This window comes from Pseudomonas sp. GD04019, from assembly GCF_029837695.1.
Classification (GTDB): domain Bacteria; phylum Pseudomonadota; class Gammaproteobacteria; order Pseudomonadales; family Pseudomonadaceae; genus Aquipseudomonas.
Genome location: NZ_JAOEEA010000003.1, coordinates 381,176 through 397,769, shown reverse-complemented (window position 1 = coordinate 397,769; position 16,594 = coordinate 381,176). Strand labels below are relative to the sequence as shown.

Below are 16,594 nucleotides of genomic sequence, written 5' to 3'. Positions count from 1 at the left end.
AAGCGGCGCCGTACCGACAGGCCGGAGGGCTCTTACTCCCTCTCCTGTTCACGGGGGCACGCCCAGTGGAGAGGGTTGGGGAGAGGGTGTATTGCCGTCCCTCTCCCCCGGCCCCTCTCCCACAAGTGGGAGAGGGGAGCCCCGACGGCCGCCAGCCGCGCTTAGAGTTGCTCGGCGGCCTTGTCGGTCGGGTTGGCGACCAGCTTCTTCAGCTCGTCGCTCATCGGGAAGTTCAGGTTCAGCCCCTTGGGCGGGACCGGGTTGAGGAACCACTTGTCATAAATCGCGGTGACTTCGCCGGACTTGAAGGTGGCGACCAGGGCCTCGTCGACCACTGCCTTGAAGGCCGGGTCACCCTTGCGCACCATGCAGCCGTATATCTCGTAGGACTGCGGGGTGCCGACCACGTGCCAGTCGGCCGGCTTCTTGGCCTTGGCCATTTCGCCGGCGAGCAGGGCGTCGTCCATCATGAAGGCCACGGCGCGACCGGACTCCAGCATCAGGAAGGACTCGCCATGGTCCTTGGCCGAGATGATGTTCATGCCCATCTGCTTCTCGGCGTTCATCGCCTTGAGCAGGCGCTCGGAAGTGGTGCCGGCGGTGGTCACCACGTTCTTGCCCTTGAGGTCGGGGAAGTCTTTGATGCCGGAAGTGGTCTTGGTCAGCAGGCGGGTGCCCACCTCGAAGATGCCGACGGAGAAGTCGACCTGCTGCTGGCGCTCGACGTTGTTGGTGGTGGAGCCGCACTCCAGGTCCACGGTGCCGTTCTGCACCAGCGGGATGCGGGTCTGCGAGGTCACCAGGTTGTAGCGCACCTTGAGGTCGGGCATGCCCAGCTTCTGCTTGATCGCCTCGACCGCCTTCAGCTGCAGGTCATGGGAGTAGCCCTCGGGCTGCTGCGGGTCGCTGCCGAAGTAGGAGAAGGGGATGGACGAGTCGCGGTGGCCGAGGACGATGGTGCCGCTGTCCTTGATCTTCTTCAGGGTGCCGGTCAGTTCTTCGGCCAGGGCCGGTGCGCTGCACAGGGTGGCGGCCAGGGCGACGCCGATGGCGCGGGAGAGAGTGCTGTTCATGCTGATCCTCGCTGTTGTTGTTATCCGGGGCGGCCGCTGCATGGCGATGCGGGCCCCTGTGGAGTGGACGGTCGAGCCGTCCCTGCGAGAGTCAGAGCAGGTACTGTGCCAAGGCTGCTTTTATGGTCTAACTAGCTGATATTCAAAGATTTATGGTGCTTATCCGGGCCGAGTGGAAAAGCGCCGGCGTTCGCCTGGGCGAACAAGCTCGCCGGCCGCGTTCGGAAAACCGAATGGCGCAATCGCTTGGCGATTACCCGGGAAGGGCAGGCAAGCCGCCCGATTGCGCGCGACCTTGTTGAGGGGAGAGGCTGGCGCCGAACTCAGCGCGCCAGTTCGGCGGCGCTGACCAGCGGGCAGAAGATCAGCTGGTAGCAGACCTCGACGCCGGCCTGCGGCTCTAGGGTTTCGTCGTGCACGGCCAGCGGGGCGTCACCCTGCGGGGCAGTGGCACAGCCGGCGAGGGTGGCGAGCAGGGTGGTGAGGGCAAAGACGCGGCGCATATTGAAGTCCTTTTCAATCTGGCGGGAAGAAGGCGCGGATTGTATGCAAGGCGGCCAACATCGGCGGTGGCCGAGTTCTCGCTTTGCGCCGCGTTGTCATCCGTTCGTCATCTGGGGCTTGCCGGGTGGCCTCGGCGAAACTACCCGCGGGCATCGGTGATGCTCCTGCCCCGACTCAGGCGATTAGCGGGGTGCGCGTTCCCGCCCCAGCTCCTAGAGTGAAAGCACTTGTTCATTGGTCAGCGAGGCGCCGCCATGTATGCCAGCAAGCTGCGCCACCTGCTTCTGTTGCTGCTCCTGCTGGGGCCGGCAGTCGTCCGGGCCGACGCGTTCATGGTCTATGGCACCCATGATGGCTTCCCCAAGTACTTCGAGCAGGACGGCGAGGCCAAGGGCATCGTGGTGGACATCAGCAAGCATTGCCTGGACGAGATGCAGGTGCCCTACCTGATCAAGCTGATGCCCTGGAAGCGCGCCTACACCATGGGCGAGCGCGGCGGCGGCGGGGTCATCGGCCTGTCGATGAGCGAAGAGCGCCTGGCCCTGTTCGACTTCTCCGCGCCGATCTTCACCGAGCACGTGGTGCTGGTGGTGAAACGGGGGCGGGAGTTCCCCTACCAGACCATCGCCGACCTCAAGGACAAGCTGGTCGGTGCGACCATCGGTACCAGCTACGGCACCGCCTTCGACGAGGCGGTGGCCAACGGCAGCATGACCCTGGTCGGCTTCAACGACACCCGCAGCGGCCTGGCCATGCTCCAGCGCGAGCGCATCGACGCCATCCTGATCGGCTCCAGCGTGGATATCGCCAAGCTGGCCCAGGGCAGCCCCGACCTGCAGGGCGACAACTTCACCACCCTGCCGGTGCCCTTCAAGTCCGACAGCAAGCACATGGGCATCGCCAAGTCGCTGAAGATGGGCTGGTTCCTGGAGCAGTTCGACCAGTGTCTGCAGCGGGGGTATGCGTCGGGCAGCTTCGACTCGATCATTTATCGGTACAGCAACTGACCGAATGTGGCGCTAAGTCAGGTTACAAATCCCCGCTGACGGACGGTCACAGCAAGGGCGCGACTGCCGTGGCTTTCCGGTATACTGCCCCGCCTCCAGGCCCCGAGTGGCCTGGCCCGCACATAACAAGCCACGCCGAATGCGTGGCTTGTTGGTTTTTGTCGCGCCGACAGGCGCCCGAGTTAGAGGCAAAACGATGAGCGCACTGGTTGGCGTGATCATGGGCTCCAAGTCCGATTGGAGCACCCTCAGTCACACCGCAGACATGCTGGAAAAGCTGGGCATTCCGTACGAAGTGAAGGTGGTTTCCGCCCACCGCACCCCGGATCTGCTGTTCCAGTACGCGGAAGCAGCCGAAGGCCGTGGCATCCAGGTGATTATCGCCGGTGCCGGTGGCGCCGCTCACCTGCCGGGCATGTGCGCGGCCAAGACCCACCTGCCGGTGCTCGGCGTGCCGGTACAGTCGGCTGTGCTGTCGGGCGTCGACTCGCTGCTGTCCATCGTGCAGATGCCCGCCGGCATCCCGGTCGCCACCCTGGCCATCGGCAAGGCCGGGGCGATCAACGCCGCCCTGCTGGCCGCCAGCATCCTCGGCCACCAGCACCCGCAGTTCCACGACAAGCTCAAGGCGTTCCGCGACGAGCAGACCCAGACTGTGCTGGACAACCCGGACCCGCGTTCCTGATCGAGGCCCTATAGATGAAGATCGGTGTAATCGGTGGCGGCCAGCTGGGCCGCATGATGGCCCTGGCGGGCACCCCGCTGGGCATGGACTTCGCCTTCCTCGACCCGGCGCCGGATGCCTGTGCCCAGGCTCTCGGCGAGCATATCCGCGCCGACTACGGCGACCAGGACCACCTGCGTCAGCTGGCCGATGAAGTCGACCTGGTGACCTTCGAGTTCGAGAGCGTGCCGGCCGAGACCGTCGCTTTCCTCTCGCAGTTCGTGCCGGTCTACCCGAGCGCCGAAGCCCTGCGTATCGCCCGTGACCGCTGGTTCGAGAAGTCCATGTTCAAGGACCTCGGCATCCCGACTCCCGAGTTTGCCGATATCCAGTCCCAGGCCGACCTGGACGCTGCCGTGGCCGCCATCGGCCTGCCGGCGGTGCTGAAGACCCGTACCCTGGGTTACGACGGCAAGGGCCAGAAGGTCCTGCGCAAGGCGGAAGACGTGGCCGGCGCCTTCGCCGAGCTGGGCAGCGTGCCGTGCATCCTCGAAGGCTTCGTGCCGTTCACCGGCGAAGTGTCGCTGGTGGCCGTGCGTGCCCGCGATGGCGAGACGCGCTTCTATCCGCTGGTGCACAACCGCCACGACAGCGGCGTGCTGGCCCTGTCCATCGCCAGCACCGACCATCCGCTGCAGGCGCTGGCCGAGGACTACGTCGGTCGCGTGCTGACCCAGCTGGATTACGTCGGCGTGCTGGCCTTCGAGTTCTTCGAAGTCGACGGTGGCCTCAAGGCCAACGAGATCGCCCCGCGCGTACACAATTCCGGGCACTGGACCATCGAAGGCGCCGAGTGCAGCCAGTTCGAGAACCACCTGCGTGCCGTCGCCGGCCTGCCGCTGGGCTCCACCGCCAAGGTGGGCGAGAGCGCCATGCTCAACTTCCTGGGTTCGGTGCCGGACGTGGCCAAGGTCAGCGCCATCGCCGACTGCCACCTGCACCACTACGGCAAGGCCTTCAAGGCCGGGCGCAAGGTCGGTCACGCCACCCTGCGCAGCAAGGACCTGGCGACCCTCAAGGCGCGCATCGCCGAGGTCGAGGCGCTGATCCAGGGTTGAACCCCGCCGCTTCGCTCCGGTCACAACAAGGCGTGCCATTTGGCGCGCCTTGTTCGTTTCTGGCCTCTGCAAAGGAGCATGGCATGAGCATTCTCGGCACCATCTTCATCGGCCTGATCGTGGGTCTGATCGCGCGCTTCCTCAAACCTGGCGACGACAGCATGGGCTGGATCATGACCATCCTGCTCGGCATCGGCGGCTCGCTGGCCGCCACCTACGGCGGCCAGGCCCTGGGTATCTACGAGGCCGGTGAGGCGGCGGGCTTCGTCGGTGCGGTGGTCGGCGCCATCGTTCTGCTGCTGATCTACGGGCTGCTGAAACGCAAATGACGGCCGCGCGCCGAGCCGCTAGGCTTGGCCGCCCGCATCCATCACGAGACCATCCATGCGCCGCCTGTTGTTGACCCTGCTATTGCTGCCTCTGCTGAGCCATGCCGAACCGGCCGAACTGGACTGGCTGGAGCTGATGCCCAGGGAGGACCAGCAGGCCCTCGAAGCCATGCCGGAGATCAGCCACGACAGCCCCGAGGCGGCCGGCTCCTTCGGCCAGCAGGGCGGCCTCAAGCAGGAGCAGGGCCTGCCGGCGGTGATGTACTCGACCAAGACCGTGGCGCGCCTGGACGGCAAGCAGATCCGCCTGGGCGGCTATCCGGTGCCGCTGGAGAGCGATGCCGCCGGCAAGACCACGCTGCTGTTCTTGGTGCCCTACCCGGGCGCCTGCATCCACGTGCCGCCTCCGCCGCCGAACCAGATCGTGCTGGTGCGTTACCCCGCGGGCATCGCCCTGGACGATATCTACGAGCCGCTGTGGGTCGATGGCACCCTGCGTGTCGAGGCGGTGGAGAACGAGCTGGCGGCGGCTTCCTATGCCCTGGATGCCAGCGAGGTACGGCTGGTGGAGGAGGGTGATCTCTGACCCCTCTCCCTTTGGGAGAGGGTGCCCGGAGGGCGGGTGAGGGGCTATGGCCGGCAGTGAGTACTAGCCCCTCACCCTACGCGGGCCGCCCAGCCCTCTCCCAGGGGGAGAGGGAGTCTGCCCATGCCCTACGCCGGTTCGCTCCACAGGCTAAGGCCCATGCTGTGCCGCTCGCCGGGGGCCAGCCTCACGCAGTCGTCCCAGACGTTGGCGGTCTCGATGCACAGCATGCGCTGCCAGGCGTCCTCGGCGAAGCTGGACAGGCGCTGGGCCTTGTCGATCCACGGATTCCACAGCACCGCCGAGCGCGAGTTGCGGGTCTGCAGGTGTAGCTCGCGCTGCCAGCCGGCGTCATGCAGACGCAGGTGCGGCGGCAGGTCGAGGTAGATGCGGTCGGTCTCGCCGGCGAAGCGCAGCTCGCCCTGCTGGCGGCGTTCCTGCCAGTCCTCCAGGGTGTCGATATAGCGGCTGTCCTCCAGCCCGCGCACGGCCACCTGGCGGATGTCGCTGACGGCGAAGTAGCTGTGCAGCGCCTGGCTCAGGGCCAGCGGCGTATTGCCCAGATTGTGGCTGGTCAGGTCCAGGTGCAGATGTTCGTCCAGGCGGATGTCCAGGCGCAGCTCGGCGGCGTGCGGCCAGTCGGGCAGCGGATGCTGACGGCTGTCGAAGGCGAAGCGCAGGTGCACAGCCTCGCCCTCGCTGTCGATGCCCAGCAGTTGCCAGTCCAGCGCGCGTACGCCGCCGTGGAAGGGCGCGGCGCCCAGGTTGTCGTGCTGGGCCTGTACCTGCAGCGGGTTGCGGCCGAGGTCGCCGAACCAGGGCCAGCAGATCGGCACGCCGCCGCGCACCGATTGCCGGCGCTGGTAGCTGGCCTGCTCGCTGAGCCAGATCAGCGGCGGTTGCTCGCCCTGCTGGTAGCTCAGCACCTGGGCCCCCTGCTGGGCCACCAGCAGTTCGGCGCCGGCGTGGCGCACGCGCCAGCAGGTCAGCTCATCCAGTTCGATGCGTTCAATCTGGGCCTGGCTCATGTTGGTTCTCCCTGAATTCCTGGCTCATTTGACTCCAGCGCGGGGCAAAAGGCCAAGTCCAATGGAAAACGCCGACACTGTGGTCGGCGTTGTCTGCAGCGGGCTTCTCAGCCGCGGCGGGGCGGAACCGGGCGGGTGCGGCCGCTGCCGTCGATGGCGACGAAGACGAACACCGCCTCGGTGACCTTGCGCCACTCGCTGGACAGCGGATCGTCGCTCCACACTTCCACCAGCATCTGGATCGAGCTGCGCCCGACTTCCAGGGCCTGGGTATAGAAGGACAGCTGCGCGCCCACGGCCACCGGTACCAGGAAGGCCATGCGGTCGATGGCCACGGTGGCGACACGACCGCCGGCCACCTTGCTGGCCATGGCGGTGCCGGCCAGGTCCATCTGCGATACCAGCCAGCCGCCATAGATGTCGCCGAAACCGTTGGTCTCGCGCGGCAGGGCGGTGATCTGCAGGGCCAGATCGCCCTGGGGGATGGGGTCTTCCTGTTCGAGTTCGATCATGCTGCTGGGCCCCGCTGGTGGATTCTTATGATTGGCTGTTCGGTGGCAGGCTGCGGCCCGTGCTAGACGGGCCGTGCGCAGTATATAGAGGCGCGCGTCAAACGACGACCGCGCGGTTCCGCTTTTCCGCCGCAAAGCTGCGGTCCGGGGCCCGATTTGCTATGGTGCGGCGCAGCCTTGCCACTCTAATAATGAAGCCCTCTATGCCCGCCGAACATGCCAGCGCCGCGCCCGTGGCGCGCCCATTGAACCGCAGTGACTACAAGACCCTCTCGCTCTCCGCCCTGGGCGGTGCGCTGGAGTTCTACGACTTCATCATCTTCGTGTTCTTCGCCGCGGTGGTCGGCAAGCTGTTCTTCCCCGCTGAGATGCCCGAGTGGCTGCGCCAGCTGCAGACCTTCGGCATCTTCGCTGCCGGCTACCTGGCGCGGCCGCTGGGCGGCATCATCATGGCCCACTTCGGCGACCTGCTCGGGCGCAAGCGCATGTTCACCCTGAGCATCTTCCTGATGGCGGTGCCGACCCTGCTGATGGGCCTGCTGCCGACCTACGCGCAGATCGGCATCTGGGCGCCGCTGGCGCTGCTGGCCCTGCGCGTGATGCAGGGCGCGGCGATCGGCGGCGAGGTGCCGGGCGCCTGGGTGTTCGTCGCCGAGCACGTGCCGGCCAAGCGCATCGGCTTCGCCTGCAGCACCCTGACCGCAGGGCTCACCGCCGGCATCCTGCTCGGTTCGCTGGCGGCCAGCGCGATCAACCGCAGCTTCACCCCGCAAGAGATCGCCGACTACGCCTGGCGCATTCCCTTCCTGGTCGGCGGGGTGTTCGGCCTGATCTCCGTCTACCTGCGCCGCTGGCTGCATGAGACCCCGGTGTTCGCCGAGCTGCAGCAGCGCCAGTCGCTGGCCGCCGAGCTGCCGCTGAAGGCGGTGGTGCGCGAGCATCGCCCGGCGATCATCCTGTCCATGCTGCTGACCTGGGTGTTGTCGGCCGGCATCGTCGTGGTGATCCTGATGACGCCGACCCTGCTGCAGACCCAGTACGGCTTCACCCCGGCCGATACCCTGACGGCCAACGGCCTGGCCATCGTCTGCCTGAGCATCGGCTGCGTGCTGGCGGGGCTGGCCGCCGACCGCTTCGGCCCGGGGCCGACCTTCCTGGTCGGCGGCGCGCTGCTGCTGGTCAGCTCCTGGCTGTTCTACACCACGCTGAAGACCCAGCCGGAGCTGCTGGTGCCGCTGTATGCCCTGGCCGGCCTGTGCGTGGGCATGATCGGCGCCATCCCGATGGTGATGGTCAAGGCCTTTCCGGCGGTGGTGCGTTTCTCCGGGCTGTCGTTCTCCTACAACCTGGCCTACGCCATCTTCGGCGGTCTGACGCCGATCCTGGTCAGCCTGCTGCTGAAGTGGAGCCCGCTGGGCCCGGCCTATTATGTAGGCGCCCTGTGCCTGCTGTTCATGCTGATCGGCACCCTGCTGTGGCGGCGCCAGGCCAGCCATCTCGTGCCGGCCTGAATCCAGGACGCTCACAAAAAGGCCCGTTCGCGGGCCTTTTGCTTTTTTCTGCGCTTTAACCTGATTGTCACAATCCAGTCATAGAGTGTTCATGCGGCCTACAGATACTTGGGCCCGTTCCATCCAACCCCTTCCTGCTAGGAGCAAGGCATGAAACTCAAGCGTTTGATGGCGGCCCTGACCTTTGTCGCCGCTGGCGTAAGCGCCGCTAGTGCGGTTGCCGCTGTCGACCCGGCCATCCCGGCTTACCAAAAGACTTCCGGTGTATCGGGTAACTTGTCCAGCGTCGGTTCCGACTCCCTGGCGAACCTGATGACCCTGTGGGCCGAGGAATACAAGAAGCTGTACCCGAACGTGAACATCCAGATCCAGGCCGCCGGTTCCTCCACCGCGCCGCCCGCGCTGACCGAAGGCACCGCCAACCTGGGCCCGATGTCCCGCGCCATGAAGGACAACGAGCTGCAGGCCTTCGAAGAGAAGTTCGGCTACAAGCCGGTCGCCGTGCCGGTGGCCATCGACGCCCTGGCCGTGTTCGTGCACAAGGACAACCCGATCAAGTCCCTGGACATGGCTCAGGTTGACGGCATCTTCTCCAGCACCCGCCTGTGCGGTGGTAGCAACGTGAAGACCTGGGGCGACCTGGGCCTGACCGGCGAGTGGGCCGACAAGCCGATCCAGCTGTTCGGTCGCAACTCGGTATCCGGCACCTACGGCTACTTCAAGGAAGCCGCCCTGTGCAAAGGCGACTTCAAGGCCAACGTAAACGAGCAGCCGGGTTCGGCCTCGGTGGTGCAGTCCATCTCCAGCACCGTCAACGCCATCGGTTACTCGGGCATCGGCTACAAGACCGCCAGCGTCCGCGCCGTACCGCTGTCGAAGAAAGGTGGCGAGGCCTTCGAAGCCAACGAAGCCAACGCCCTGGCAGGCAAGTTCCCGCTGTCGCGCTTCTTCTTCGTCTACGTCAACAAGGCGCCGAACAAGCCGCTGAGCCCGCTGGAAGCCGAGTTCGTCAAGCTGGTGCTGTCCAAGCAGGGCCAGGAGGTAGTGGTCAAGGATGGTTACATCCCGCTGCCGGCCAAAGTGATCGAGAAGACCAAGAAAGAACTGGGCCTGTAACGGCCCGCCAGTGACGCCGAGGCCCATCCCTCGGCGCGCTGTTCGACACGCCCGCGACTCTTCTGGAGCCGTGGGCGTTGTCGCGTCACCGAGTGGTAATCTTTCTGTCACACAAGACGGATAGATTGAAGTACCTCACATTGAGCGGGCTGTGTCCGCTGTGCTCGAGACCTCCTCATGAATGACCTGGCCAACAACAGCATGAGCGCCTCCGCGAACAACCACCGCATCGACTTCGATACCCCCGCCCTGCTGCGCAAGCGCCGTATGCGTGCGCTCAAGGACCGCATGGCGCGCTGGTATGTGTCGATCGGCGGCCTGGCCGTGCTGGCATGCATCACGCTGATCTTCTTCTATCTCGCCTACGTGGTGGCGCCGATCTTCGGTGGCGCCGACATGGAGGCGCGCGAGGCCCAGCAGCCGGCTTGGTTGGCGGGGCAGGGCGAGGCCCTGCTGCTGGCGGTGGAAGAGCAGAACAAGGTGGCCATGCGCCTCGGCCGCGATGGCCAGGTGCAGTTTTTCGGCCTCAAGGACGGCGTCGCCATGAACGCCTACCAGCTGGCGCTGCCGGCCGGTGCCAGCATCGCCTCGGTGAGCCAGGACCAGCCCGGCAGCCATCGCGTGGTGCTGGGCCTGTCCAACGGCCAGGTGCTGGTGTTCGAGCATGCCTACAAGGTCAGCTACCCGAACAACGTCAAGACCATCACTCCCGAGCTGGACTACCCCTACGGCGAGGCGCCCATCGTCCTCGACACCCAGGGCCGGCCGCTGGAGCACGTCGCCATCAGCGAGAACGGCGACACCCTGATGCTCAGCGCCTCCACCGGTGCCGAGCTGCAGGTGCTGGCGATCACCCGCGAAGAGAACATGCTGACCGGCGAGGCCACCCTCAGCGAGGAGCGCATCGCCCTGCCGCAGATCGCCGAGCCGATCAAGGCGATGATCATCGACCCGCGCCAGCAGTGGCTGTTCGTGATCAACGGCAAGGCCACCGCCGACGTCTTCGACCTGCGCACCAAGGCCCTCAACGGCCGCTACAAGCTGCTCGGCGGCGACGCCGAGGTGAGCACCGTCACGCCGCTGCTCGGTGGCATCTCGCTGCTGATCGGCGACAGCAAGGGCGGCATCGGCCAGTGGTTCATGGTCCGCGATGCCGACAACAAGGCCGCGCTGACCCACATCCGTGGCTTCCAGCTGAGCGATGCGCCGATCATCCAGATCCTCTCCGAGGAGCGCCGCAAGGGCTTCGTGGCATTGGATGGCGCAGGCCACCTGGGCATCTTCCACAGCACCGCGCACCGCACCCTGCTGACCGAGAAGGTCGCCGACGGTGCCGGCGTCGCCGCCCTTTCCCCGCGCGCCAACCGCGTACTGGTGGAGTCCGGCGGCCAACTGCAGCGCTTCGTCATCGACAACCCGCACCCGGAAATCTCCTGGAGCGCGCTGTGGGGCAAGGTCTGGTACGAGAGCTACGACGAGCCCAAGTACGTCTGGCAGTCGACCTCGGCCAACAGCGATTTCGAACCCAAGATGAGCCTGGCGCCGCTGACCTTCGGCACCTTGAAAGCCGCCTTCTACGCCATGCTGCTGGCCGCTCCGCTGGCCATCTGTGCGGCCATTTACACCGCCTACTTCATGGCCCCGGCCATGCGCCGCAAGGTCAAGCCGGTGATCGAGCTGATGGAAGCGCTGCCGACGGTGATCCTCGGCTTCTTCGCCGGCCTGTTCCTCGCGCCCTATGTCGAAGGCCACCTGCCGGGCATCTTCAGCCTGCTGCTACTGACGCCGATCGGCGTGCTGCTGGCCGCCTACGCCTGGAGCCGCCTGCCGGAGAAGATCCGCCTGGTCATCCCCGATGGCTGGGAAGCGGCGCTGCTGATCCCGGTGATCCTGCTGATCGGCAGTGGCGCCCTGGGCATGAGCGGCCACCTGGAGAACTGGTTCTTCGGCGGCGACATGCGCCTGTGGATCAGCAATGACCTGGGCATCGCCTTCGACCAGCGCAATGCCCTGGTGGTCGGCCTGGCCATGGGCTTCGCGGTGATCCCGAACATCTACTCGATCGCCGAGGACGCCGTGTTCAGCGTGCCGAAGAGCCTGACCTTCGGCTCCCTGGCCCTGGGCGCCACGCCCTGGCAGACCCTGACCCGCGTGGTGATCCTCACCGCCAGCCCGGGCATCTTCTCCGCCCTGATGATCGGCATGGGCCGTGCAGTGGGCGAGACCATGATCGTGCTGATGGCCACCGGCAACACGCCGATCATGGACATGAACATCTTCGAGGGCCTGCGCACCCTGGCCGCCAACGTGGCGGTGGAAATGCCGGAATCCGAGGTGGGCAGTACCCACTACCGTGTGCTGTTCCTCTCCGCGCTGGTGTTGCTGGCCTTCACCTTCGTGATGAACACGCTGGCGGAGGTGATTCGTACCCGCCTGCGCAAGAAGTACGCGTCGCTCTGAGAACTGGGAAAGGTAGACGTCAGTGAAAATCAAAGAGCAAAACCTCAAGTCCTGGTTCAAGAGCGGTTCGCCCTGGGTGTGGATGACCGCCAGCGGCGTGTCCATCGCCGTGATCATGACCATCGGCCTGCTCGCCGTGATCGCCGTGCGCGGCCTCGGCCACTTCTGGCCGGCCGACGTGATCGAGGCCAAGTACCAGGTGCCGGGCGAGGCCGCCCGAGTGATGGCCGGCGAGCTGGTGCAGGAAGAAGAAGTACCGCGTGCGCGCCTGGCCGCCGCCGGCCTGCCGGTGGACGTGAAAGGCGGCGAGTTCATGACCCGCGAGCTGTTCAAGGTCGGCAACCGTGAGGTCTACGGCGCCGACTTCAGCTGGGTGGTGGCCGAGTGGCTGAGCGAGCCGCGTACCCCTGCCAACCTGATGACCATGGAGCGCCGCGAGTGGGGCAACTTCTACGGCTACCTGGTCAACGTCAAGGAAGGCGGCAAGGTGATCGCCGAAGGCGATGCCGCCTGGAGTGAACTGCAGAGCCGTATCGCCCGCGTCGACGAGCTGCATGCGCAGCAGGTGCGCCTGGAGAAGCGCGATATCGGCCACATCAACCATGGCCTCGAGCAGCTGCGCCTGGAGGGTCGCCGCCTGGAGCTGAAGGACCGTCTGGACGCCGCCGCCCAGGCCGACCTCGACGCCCGGCGCGCCGAGCTGGACGCCCAGTACAAGGTGCTCGAGGGCCAGCTGGTGGAGCTCAACCAGCAGCTCGACCGCGACAGCGTGACGGTGAAGACCGTCGACGGTCGCGAGCAGGAGATCGCCCTGAGCAAGGTGGTTCGCGCCCTCCAGCCGAACGCCATGGGCGTCTTCAGCAAGCTGGGCTTCTACTTCGCCAAGCTGTGGGAGTTCCTCAGCGACGAGCCGCGCGAGGCCAACACCGAGGGCGGCATCTTCCCGGCCATCTTCGGCACCGTGATGATGACCCTGATCATGGCAGTGATCGTCACCCCGTTCGGCGTGCTGGCGGCCATCTACCTGCGCGAGTACGCCAAGCAGGGGCCGATGACCCGCATCATCCGCATCGCCGTGAACAACCTGGCCGGCGTGCCGGCCATCGTCTACGGCGTGTTCGGCCTGGGCTTCTTCGTCTACGTGCTGGGTGGCTCGATCGACCGCCTGTTCTTCGCCGAAGCGGCGCCGGCGCCGACCTTCGGCACCCCTGGCCTGCTGTGGGCCTCGCTGACCCTGGCTATCCTCGCCGTGCCGGTGGTGATCGTTGCCACCGAGGAGGGCCTGGCGCGTATCCCGCGGGCCCTGCGCGAAGGCTCCCTGGCCCTCGGTGCGACCAAGGCCGAGACCCTGTGGAAGGTGGTGCTGCCGATGGCCAGCCCGGCCATGATGACCGGCATGATCCTCGCCGTGGCCCGCGCCGCCGGCGAAGTGGCGCCGCTGATGCTGGTCGGCGTGGTCAAACTGGCTCCGGCGCTGCCGGTGGACGGCAACTACCCGTACCTGCACCTGGACCAGAAGATCATGCACCTGGGCTTCCATATCTACGACGTCGGCTTCCAGAGCCCCAACGTCGAGGCCGCCCGCCCGCTGGTATACGCCACCGCGCTGCTGCTGGTGCTGGTGATCGCGCTGCTCAACCTGAGCGCCGTGTTCATCCGCAACCACCTGCGCGAGAAGTACAAGGCGCTGGACCACTGATCACGAATTGCGCCGCCGCGGCAGTGGCCGCGGCGGCATGAATGAATTGAACGAATTGTTAGCGTAGGGAGCATCCCATGCAGCACGAAGTACACACCCACGGTATCGACATGGCCGCCCTCGGCCGGCAGAAGCAGGGCCTCAACCTGGCGGAAGAAACCGTCGCCCTGGAGGTGCCCAGCCTGAACCTGTTCTATGGCGACAAGCAGGCGCTGTTCGACGTGTCGATGAACATTCCGAAACAGCGCGTGACCGCCTTCATCGGCCCGTCCGGCTGCGGCAAGTCGACCCTGCTGCGTACCTTCAACCGCATGAACGACCTGGTCGACGGCTGCCGCGTGCAGGGCGAGATTCGTCTCGACGGCCATGACATCTACAAGAAGGGCGTGGACGTCGCCGAGCTGCGTCGTCGCGTCGGCATGGTGTTCCAGAAGCCCAACCCGTTCCCCAAGAGCATCTACGAGAACGTGGTGTACGGCCTGCGCATCCAGGGCGTGAACCAGAAGCGCGTGCTCGACGAGACCGTGGAGTGGGCCCTGAAGAGCGCCGCCCTGTGGGACGAAGTGAAGGACCGCCTGCACGAGTCCGCCCTCGGCCTCTCCGGTGGCCAGCAGCAGCGCCTGGTGATCGCCCGTACCGTGGCGGTGCAGCCGGAAGTGCTGCTGCTCGACGAACCCTGCTCGGCGCTGGACCCGATCTCCACCCTCAAGGTCGAAGAGCTGATCTACGAGCTGAAGAGCAAGTACACCATCGTCATCGTCACCCACAACATGCAGCAGGCGGCGCGGGTCTCCGACTACACGGCGTTCATGTACATGGGCAAGCTGATCGAGTTTGGCGACACCGACACCCTGTTCACCAACCCGGCCAAGAAGCAGACCGAGGACTACATCACCGGTCGCTACGGTTAACGCAGGACAGTCCCCTCTCCCGTTGGGAGAGGGTTAGGGTGAGGGCGCTCGGCTTGGTCTGAGTCACCCTCATCCGAACGCGGCCCGCCCCGCCCCCTCTCCGTGAGTGGGGGAGAAGATGCAAATTCCGGCTCAGGACTCTCTACATGATCAACAAAGACAGCCTCACCCATCACATCTCCCAGCAGTTCAACGCCGAGCTGGAGGAAGTGCGCAGCCACCTCCTGGCGATGGGCGGCCTGGTCGAGAAGCAGGTCAACGACGCGGTCACCGCGCTGATCGAGGCCGACTCCGGCCTGGCCCAGCAGGTGCGCGAGATCGACGACCAGATCAACCAGATGGAGCGCAACATCGACGAGGAATGCCTGCGCATCCTCGCCCGCCGTCAGCCGGCCGCCTCCGACCTGCGCCTGATCATCAGCATCTCCAAGTCGGTGATCGACCTCGAGCGCATCGGCGACGAGTCGTCGAAGATCGCCAAGCGTGCCATCCAGCTGTGCGAGGAGGGCGAGTCGCCGCGCGGCTACGTCGAGGTACGCCACATCGGCGACCAGGTACGGCGCATGGTGCAGGAGGCGCTGGACGCCTTCGCCCGCTTCGATGCCGACCTGGCCCTGTCCGTGGCCCAGTACGACAAGACCGTCGACCGCGAGTACAAGACCGCCCTGCGCGAACTGGTCACCTACATGATGGAGGACCCGCGTGCGATCAGCCGCGTGCTCAACATCATCTGGGTCCTGCGTTCGCTGGAGCGCATCGGCGACCACGCACGCAACATCGCCGAGCTGGTCATCTACCTGGTGCGCGGTACCGACGTGCGCCACATGGGCCTGGCGCGCATGCAGGAAGAAGTGCAGGGCGGCAAGAAGGAGTAAATCGCCCGCGCGGCGACCGCGGACAATCCCCGGCGCGCTCGGGGATTCACCGAGCGCGCCGTGTTGGCCTCGGGCCAGTATCCGCGGCTATGCTTGTCGACATCGTTGTCGGGAGTGGTCGATGAGCAAAGTCAGTGTGCTGGTGGTGGACGACGCCACCTTTATCCGTGATCTGGTGAAGAAGGGCCTGCGCGACCACTTCCCCGGCATCCAGATCGAAGAGGCGGTCAACGGCCGCAAGGCCCAGCAGATGCTCGCCCGCCAACCGGTCGACCTGATCCTCTGCGACTGGGAAATGCCCGAGCTGTCCGGCCTCGAACTGCTCACCTGGTGCCGCGAGCAGGAGGCCCTGAAGATCGTGCCGTTCATCATGGTCACCAGCCGTGGTGACAAGGAGAACGTGGTCCAGGCCATCCAGGCCGGGGTCTCCGACTACATCGGCAAGCCGTTCTCCAACGACCAGCTGGTGACCAAGGTCAAGAAGGCCCTGCACCGTGCCGGCAAGCTGCAGGCCCTGGCCGCCAGCGCGCCGCCGAAGATGCTCAGCACCGGCGGCTTCGCCAACGACTCCCTGAGCGCCCTGACCGGCGGCAAGGCCGATGTGGTCAAGCCGGCGGCCAAGCCCGCCGCCGCGGCGGCCGATCCGGCTGCCGCCTCCACCAAACCTGCCGCCCCGGCGGCCAAGGCATCCGCCGCGCCGACCGGTCGTGGCCAGGGTCAGCTGCGCCTCCCCGGCGGCAGCATGGCCTGCGTGATCAAGGCGCTGAGCCTCAAGGAAGCGCTGCTGGTGGTGAAGCGCACCGAGCAGCTGCCGCAGGTGCTGGAGAGCGCGGTGCTCGACCTGGAGCAGGGCGAGGCGGCCGAGACCGCGCGGCTCAACGGCTACCTGCATTCGGTGGCGGCCCTGGAGCCGAAGCCGGACAGCGAATGGCTGCAGCTGAGCTTCAAGTTCGTCGACAAAGATCCGCAGAAGCTCGACTACCTGTCGCGCCTGATCGCTCGCGGTACCGCGCAGAAACACTTCGTGCCGGGCGCCTGACGCGGCTGCCAGGTACAGGACAACGGCGCCCACGGGCGCCGTTGTCGTTTGCTCGGATTGAGTATCGCGAAGCACGCCTTTCGTCGGATATCGCCGCGATTCGCCGCCTGACCCTGCGGATTGCCGCACAGCCCGCAGCGCGAGCACTCGCGAGGCGAATGG

The 16,594-nt window shown here is 66.1% G+C and carries 16 protein-coding genes; 12 read left to right on the top strand and 4 right to left on the bottom strand.

The features are described from left to right. Nucleotides 1-161: 161 nt before the first annotated feature. Nucleotides 162-1,073, bottom strand: a complete 912-nt coding sequence (locus tag N7607_RS07190; RefSeq protein ID WP_279864592.1) for a glutamate/aspartate ABC transporter substrate-binding protein — start codon at nucleotides 1,071-1,073, stop codon at nucleotides 162-164. Between the two features lie 323 nt (nucleotides 1,074-1,396). Continuing rightward, a complete protein-coding gene (locus tag N7607_RS07185) occupies nucleotides 1,397-1,576 on the bottom strand; it encodes a hypothetical protein (RefSeq protein WP_279864593.1) in 180 nt (59 codons plus the stop codon). Nucleotides 1,577-1,831: 255 nt separating this feature from the next. On the opposite strand from N7607_RS07185, the gene N7607_RS07180 reads away from it, so the two are divergent. The 5 genes from N7607_RS07180 (at nucleotide 1,832) to N7607_RS07160 (ending at nucleotide 5,281) form a co-directional block, all read left to right on the top strand. Beyond that, entirely contained in the window at nucleotides 1,832-2,584 is a 753-nt protein-coding gene (locus tag N7607_RS07180; protein ID WP_279864594.1) for a transporter substrate-binding domain-containing protein, read from the top strand. A gap of 196 nt (nucleotides 2,585-2,780) precedes the next feature. Then, nucleotides 2,781-3,269, top strand: coding sequence for a 5-(carboxyamino)imidazole ribonucleotide mutase (gene purE, locus N7607_RS07175; RefSeq protein ID WP_279864595.1), 489 nt, complete (start codon nucleotides 2,781-2,783; stop codon nucleotides 3,267-3,269). 14 nt (nucleotides 3,270-3,283) lie between these two features. Continuing rightward, nucleotides 3,284-4,366, top strand: a complete 1,083-nt coding sequence (locus tag N7607_RS07170) for a 5-(carboxyamino)imidazole ribonucleotide synthase (RefSeq protein WP_279864596.1) — start codon at nucleotides 3,284-3,286, stop codon at nucleotides 4,364-4,366. An 83-nt stretch (nucleotides 4,367-4,449) separates the two neighbouring features. Beyond that, nucleotides 4,450-4,695 (top strand): GlsB/YeaQ/YmgE family stress response membrane protein, encoded by a 246-nt coding sequence (locus N7607_RS07165; RefSeq protein ID WP_279864597.1) that lies wholly within the window; start codon nucleotides 4,450-4,452, stop codon nucleotides 4,693-4,695. A 55-nt stretch (nucleotides 4,696-4,750) separates the two neighbouring features. Beyond that, nucleotides 4,751-5,281, top strand: coding sequence for a DUF3299 domain-containing protein (locus N7607_RS07160; protein WP_279864598.1), 531 nt, complete (start codon nucleotides 4,751-4,753; stop codon nucleotides 5,279-5,281). A 128-nt stretch (nucleotides 5,282-5,409) separates the two neighbouring features. Here the strand turns inward: N7607_RS07160 and N7607_RS07155 are convergent, their stop codons facing one another. Further along, on the bottom strand, nucleotides 5,410-6,309 hold the full coding sequence (locus N7607_RS07155) for a D-hexose-6-phosphate mutarotase (RefSeq protein ID WP_279864600.1): 900 nt from the start codon (nucleotides 6,307-6,309) through the stop codon (nucleotides 5,410-5,412). A gap of 107 nt (nucleotides 6,310-6,416) precedes the next feature. Continuing rightward, nucleotides 6,417-6,821 (bottom strand): acyl-CoA thioesterase, encoded by a 405-nt coding sequence (locus tag N7607_RS07150; RefSeq protein WP_137974555.1) that lies wholly within the window; start codon nucleotides 6,819-6,821, stop codon nucleotides 6,417-6,419. Nucleotides 6,822-7,024: 203 nt separating this feature from the next. Here N7607_RS07150 and N7607_RS07145 point away from each other — a divergent pair, with 203 nt between their 5' ends. From N7607_RS07145 to N7607_RS07115, 7 genes are all read left to right on the top strand, one after another. Next, on the top strand, nucleotides 7,025-8,332 hold the full coding sequence (locus tag N7607_RS07145) for an MFS transporter (protein WP_279864602.1): 1,308 nt from the start codon (nucleotides 7,025-7,027) through the stop codon (nucleotides 8,330-8,332). A gap of 150 nt (nucleotides 8,333-8,482) precedes the next feature. Further along, nucleotides 8,483-9,448 (top strand): phosphate ABC transporter substrate-binding protein PstS family protein, encoded by a 966-nt coding sequence (locus N7607_RS07140; protein ID WP_279864603.1) that lies wholly within the window; start codon nucleotides 8,483-8,485, stop codon nucleotides 9,446-9,448. A gap of 396 nt (nucleotides 9,449-9,844) precedes the next feature. Continuing rightward, a complete protein-coding gene (locus N7607_RS07135) occupies nucleotides 9,845-11,908 on the top strand; it encodes an ABC transporter permease subunit (RefSeq protein ID WP_279864854.1) in 2,064 nt (687 codons plus the stop codon). A 22-nt stretch (nucleotides 11,909-11,930) separates the two neighbouring features. Further along, complete coding sequence (gene pstA, locus N7607_RS07130; RefSeq protein WP_279864604.1) at nucleotides 11,931-13,607, top strand: phosphate ABC transporter permease PstA; 1,677 nt, start codon at nucleotides 11,931-11,933, stop codon at nucleotides 13,605-13,607. Between the two features lie 77 nt (nucleotides 13,608-13,684). Then, on the top strand, nucleotides 13,685-14,518 hold the full coding sequence (gene pstB, locus N7607_RS07125) for a phosphate ABC transporter ATP-binding protein PstB (protein ID WP_137974559.1): 834 nt from the start codon (nucleotides 13,685-13,687) through the stop codon (nucleotides 14,516-14,518). Nucleotides 14,519-14,664: 146 nt separating this feature from the next. After that, a complete protein-coding gene (gene phoU, locus N7607_RS07120) occupies nucleotides 14,665-15,393 on the top strand; it encodes a phosphate signaling complex protein PhoU (protein WP_192399782.1) in 729 nt (242 codons plus the stop codon). Nucleotides 15,394-15,514: 121 nt separating this feature from the next. Continuing rightward, complete coding sequence (locus N7607_RS07115; protein WP_279864606.1) at nucleotides 15,515-16,432, top strand: response regulator; 918 nt, start codon at nucleotides 15,515-15,517, stop codon at nucleotides 16,430-16,432. The last annotated feature ends 162 nt before the right edge of the window (nucleotides 16,433-16,594 follow it).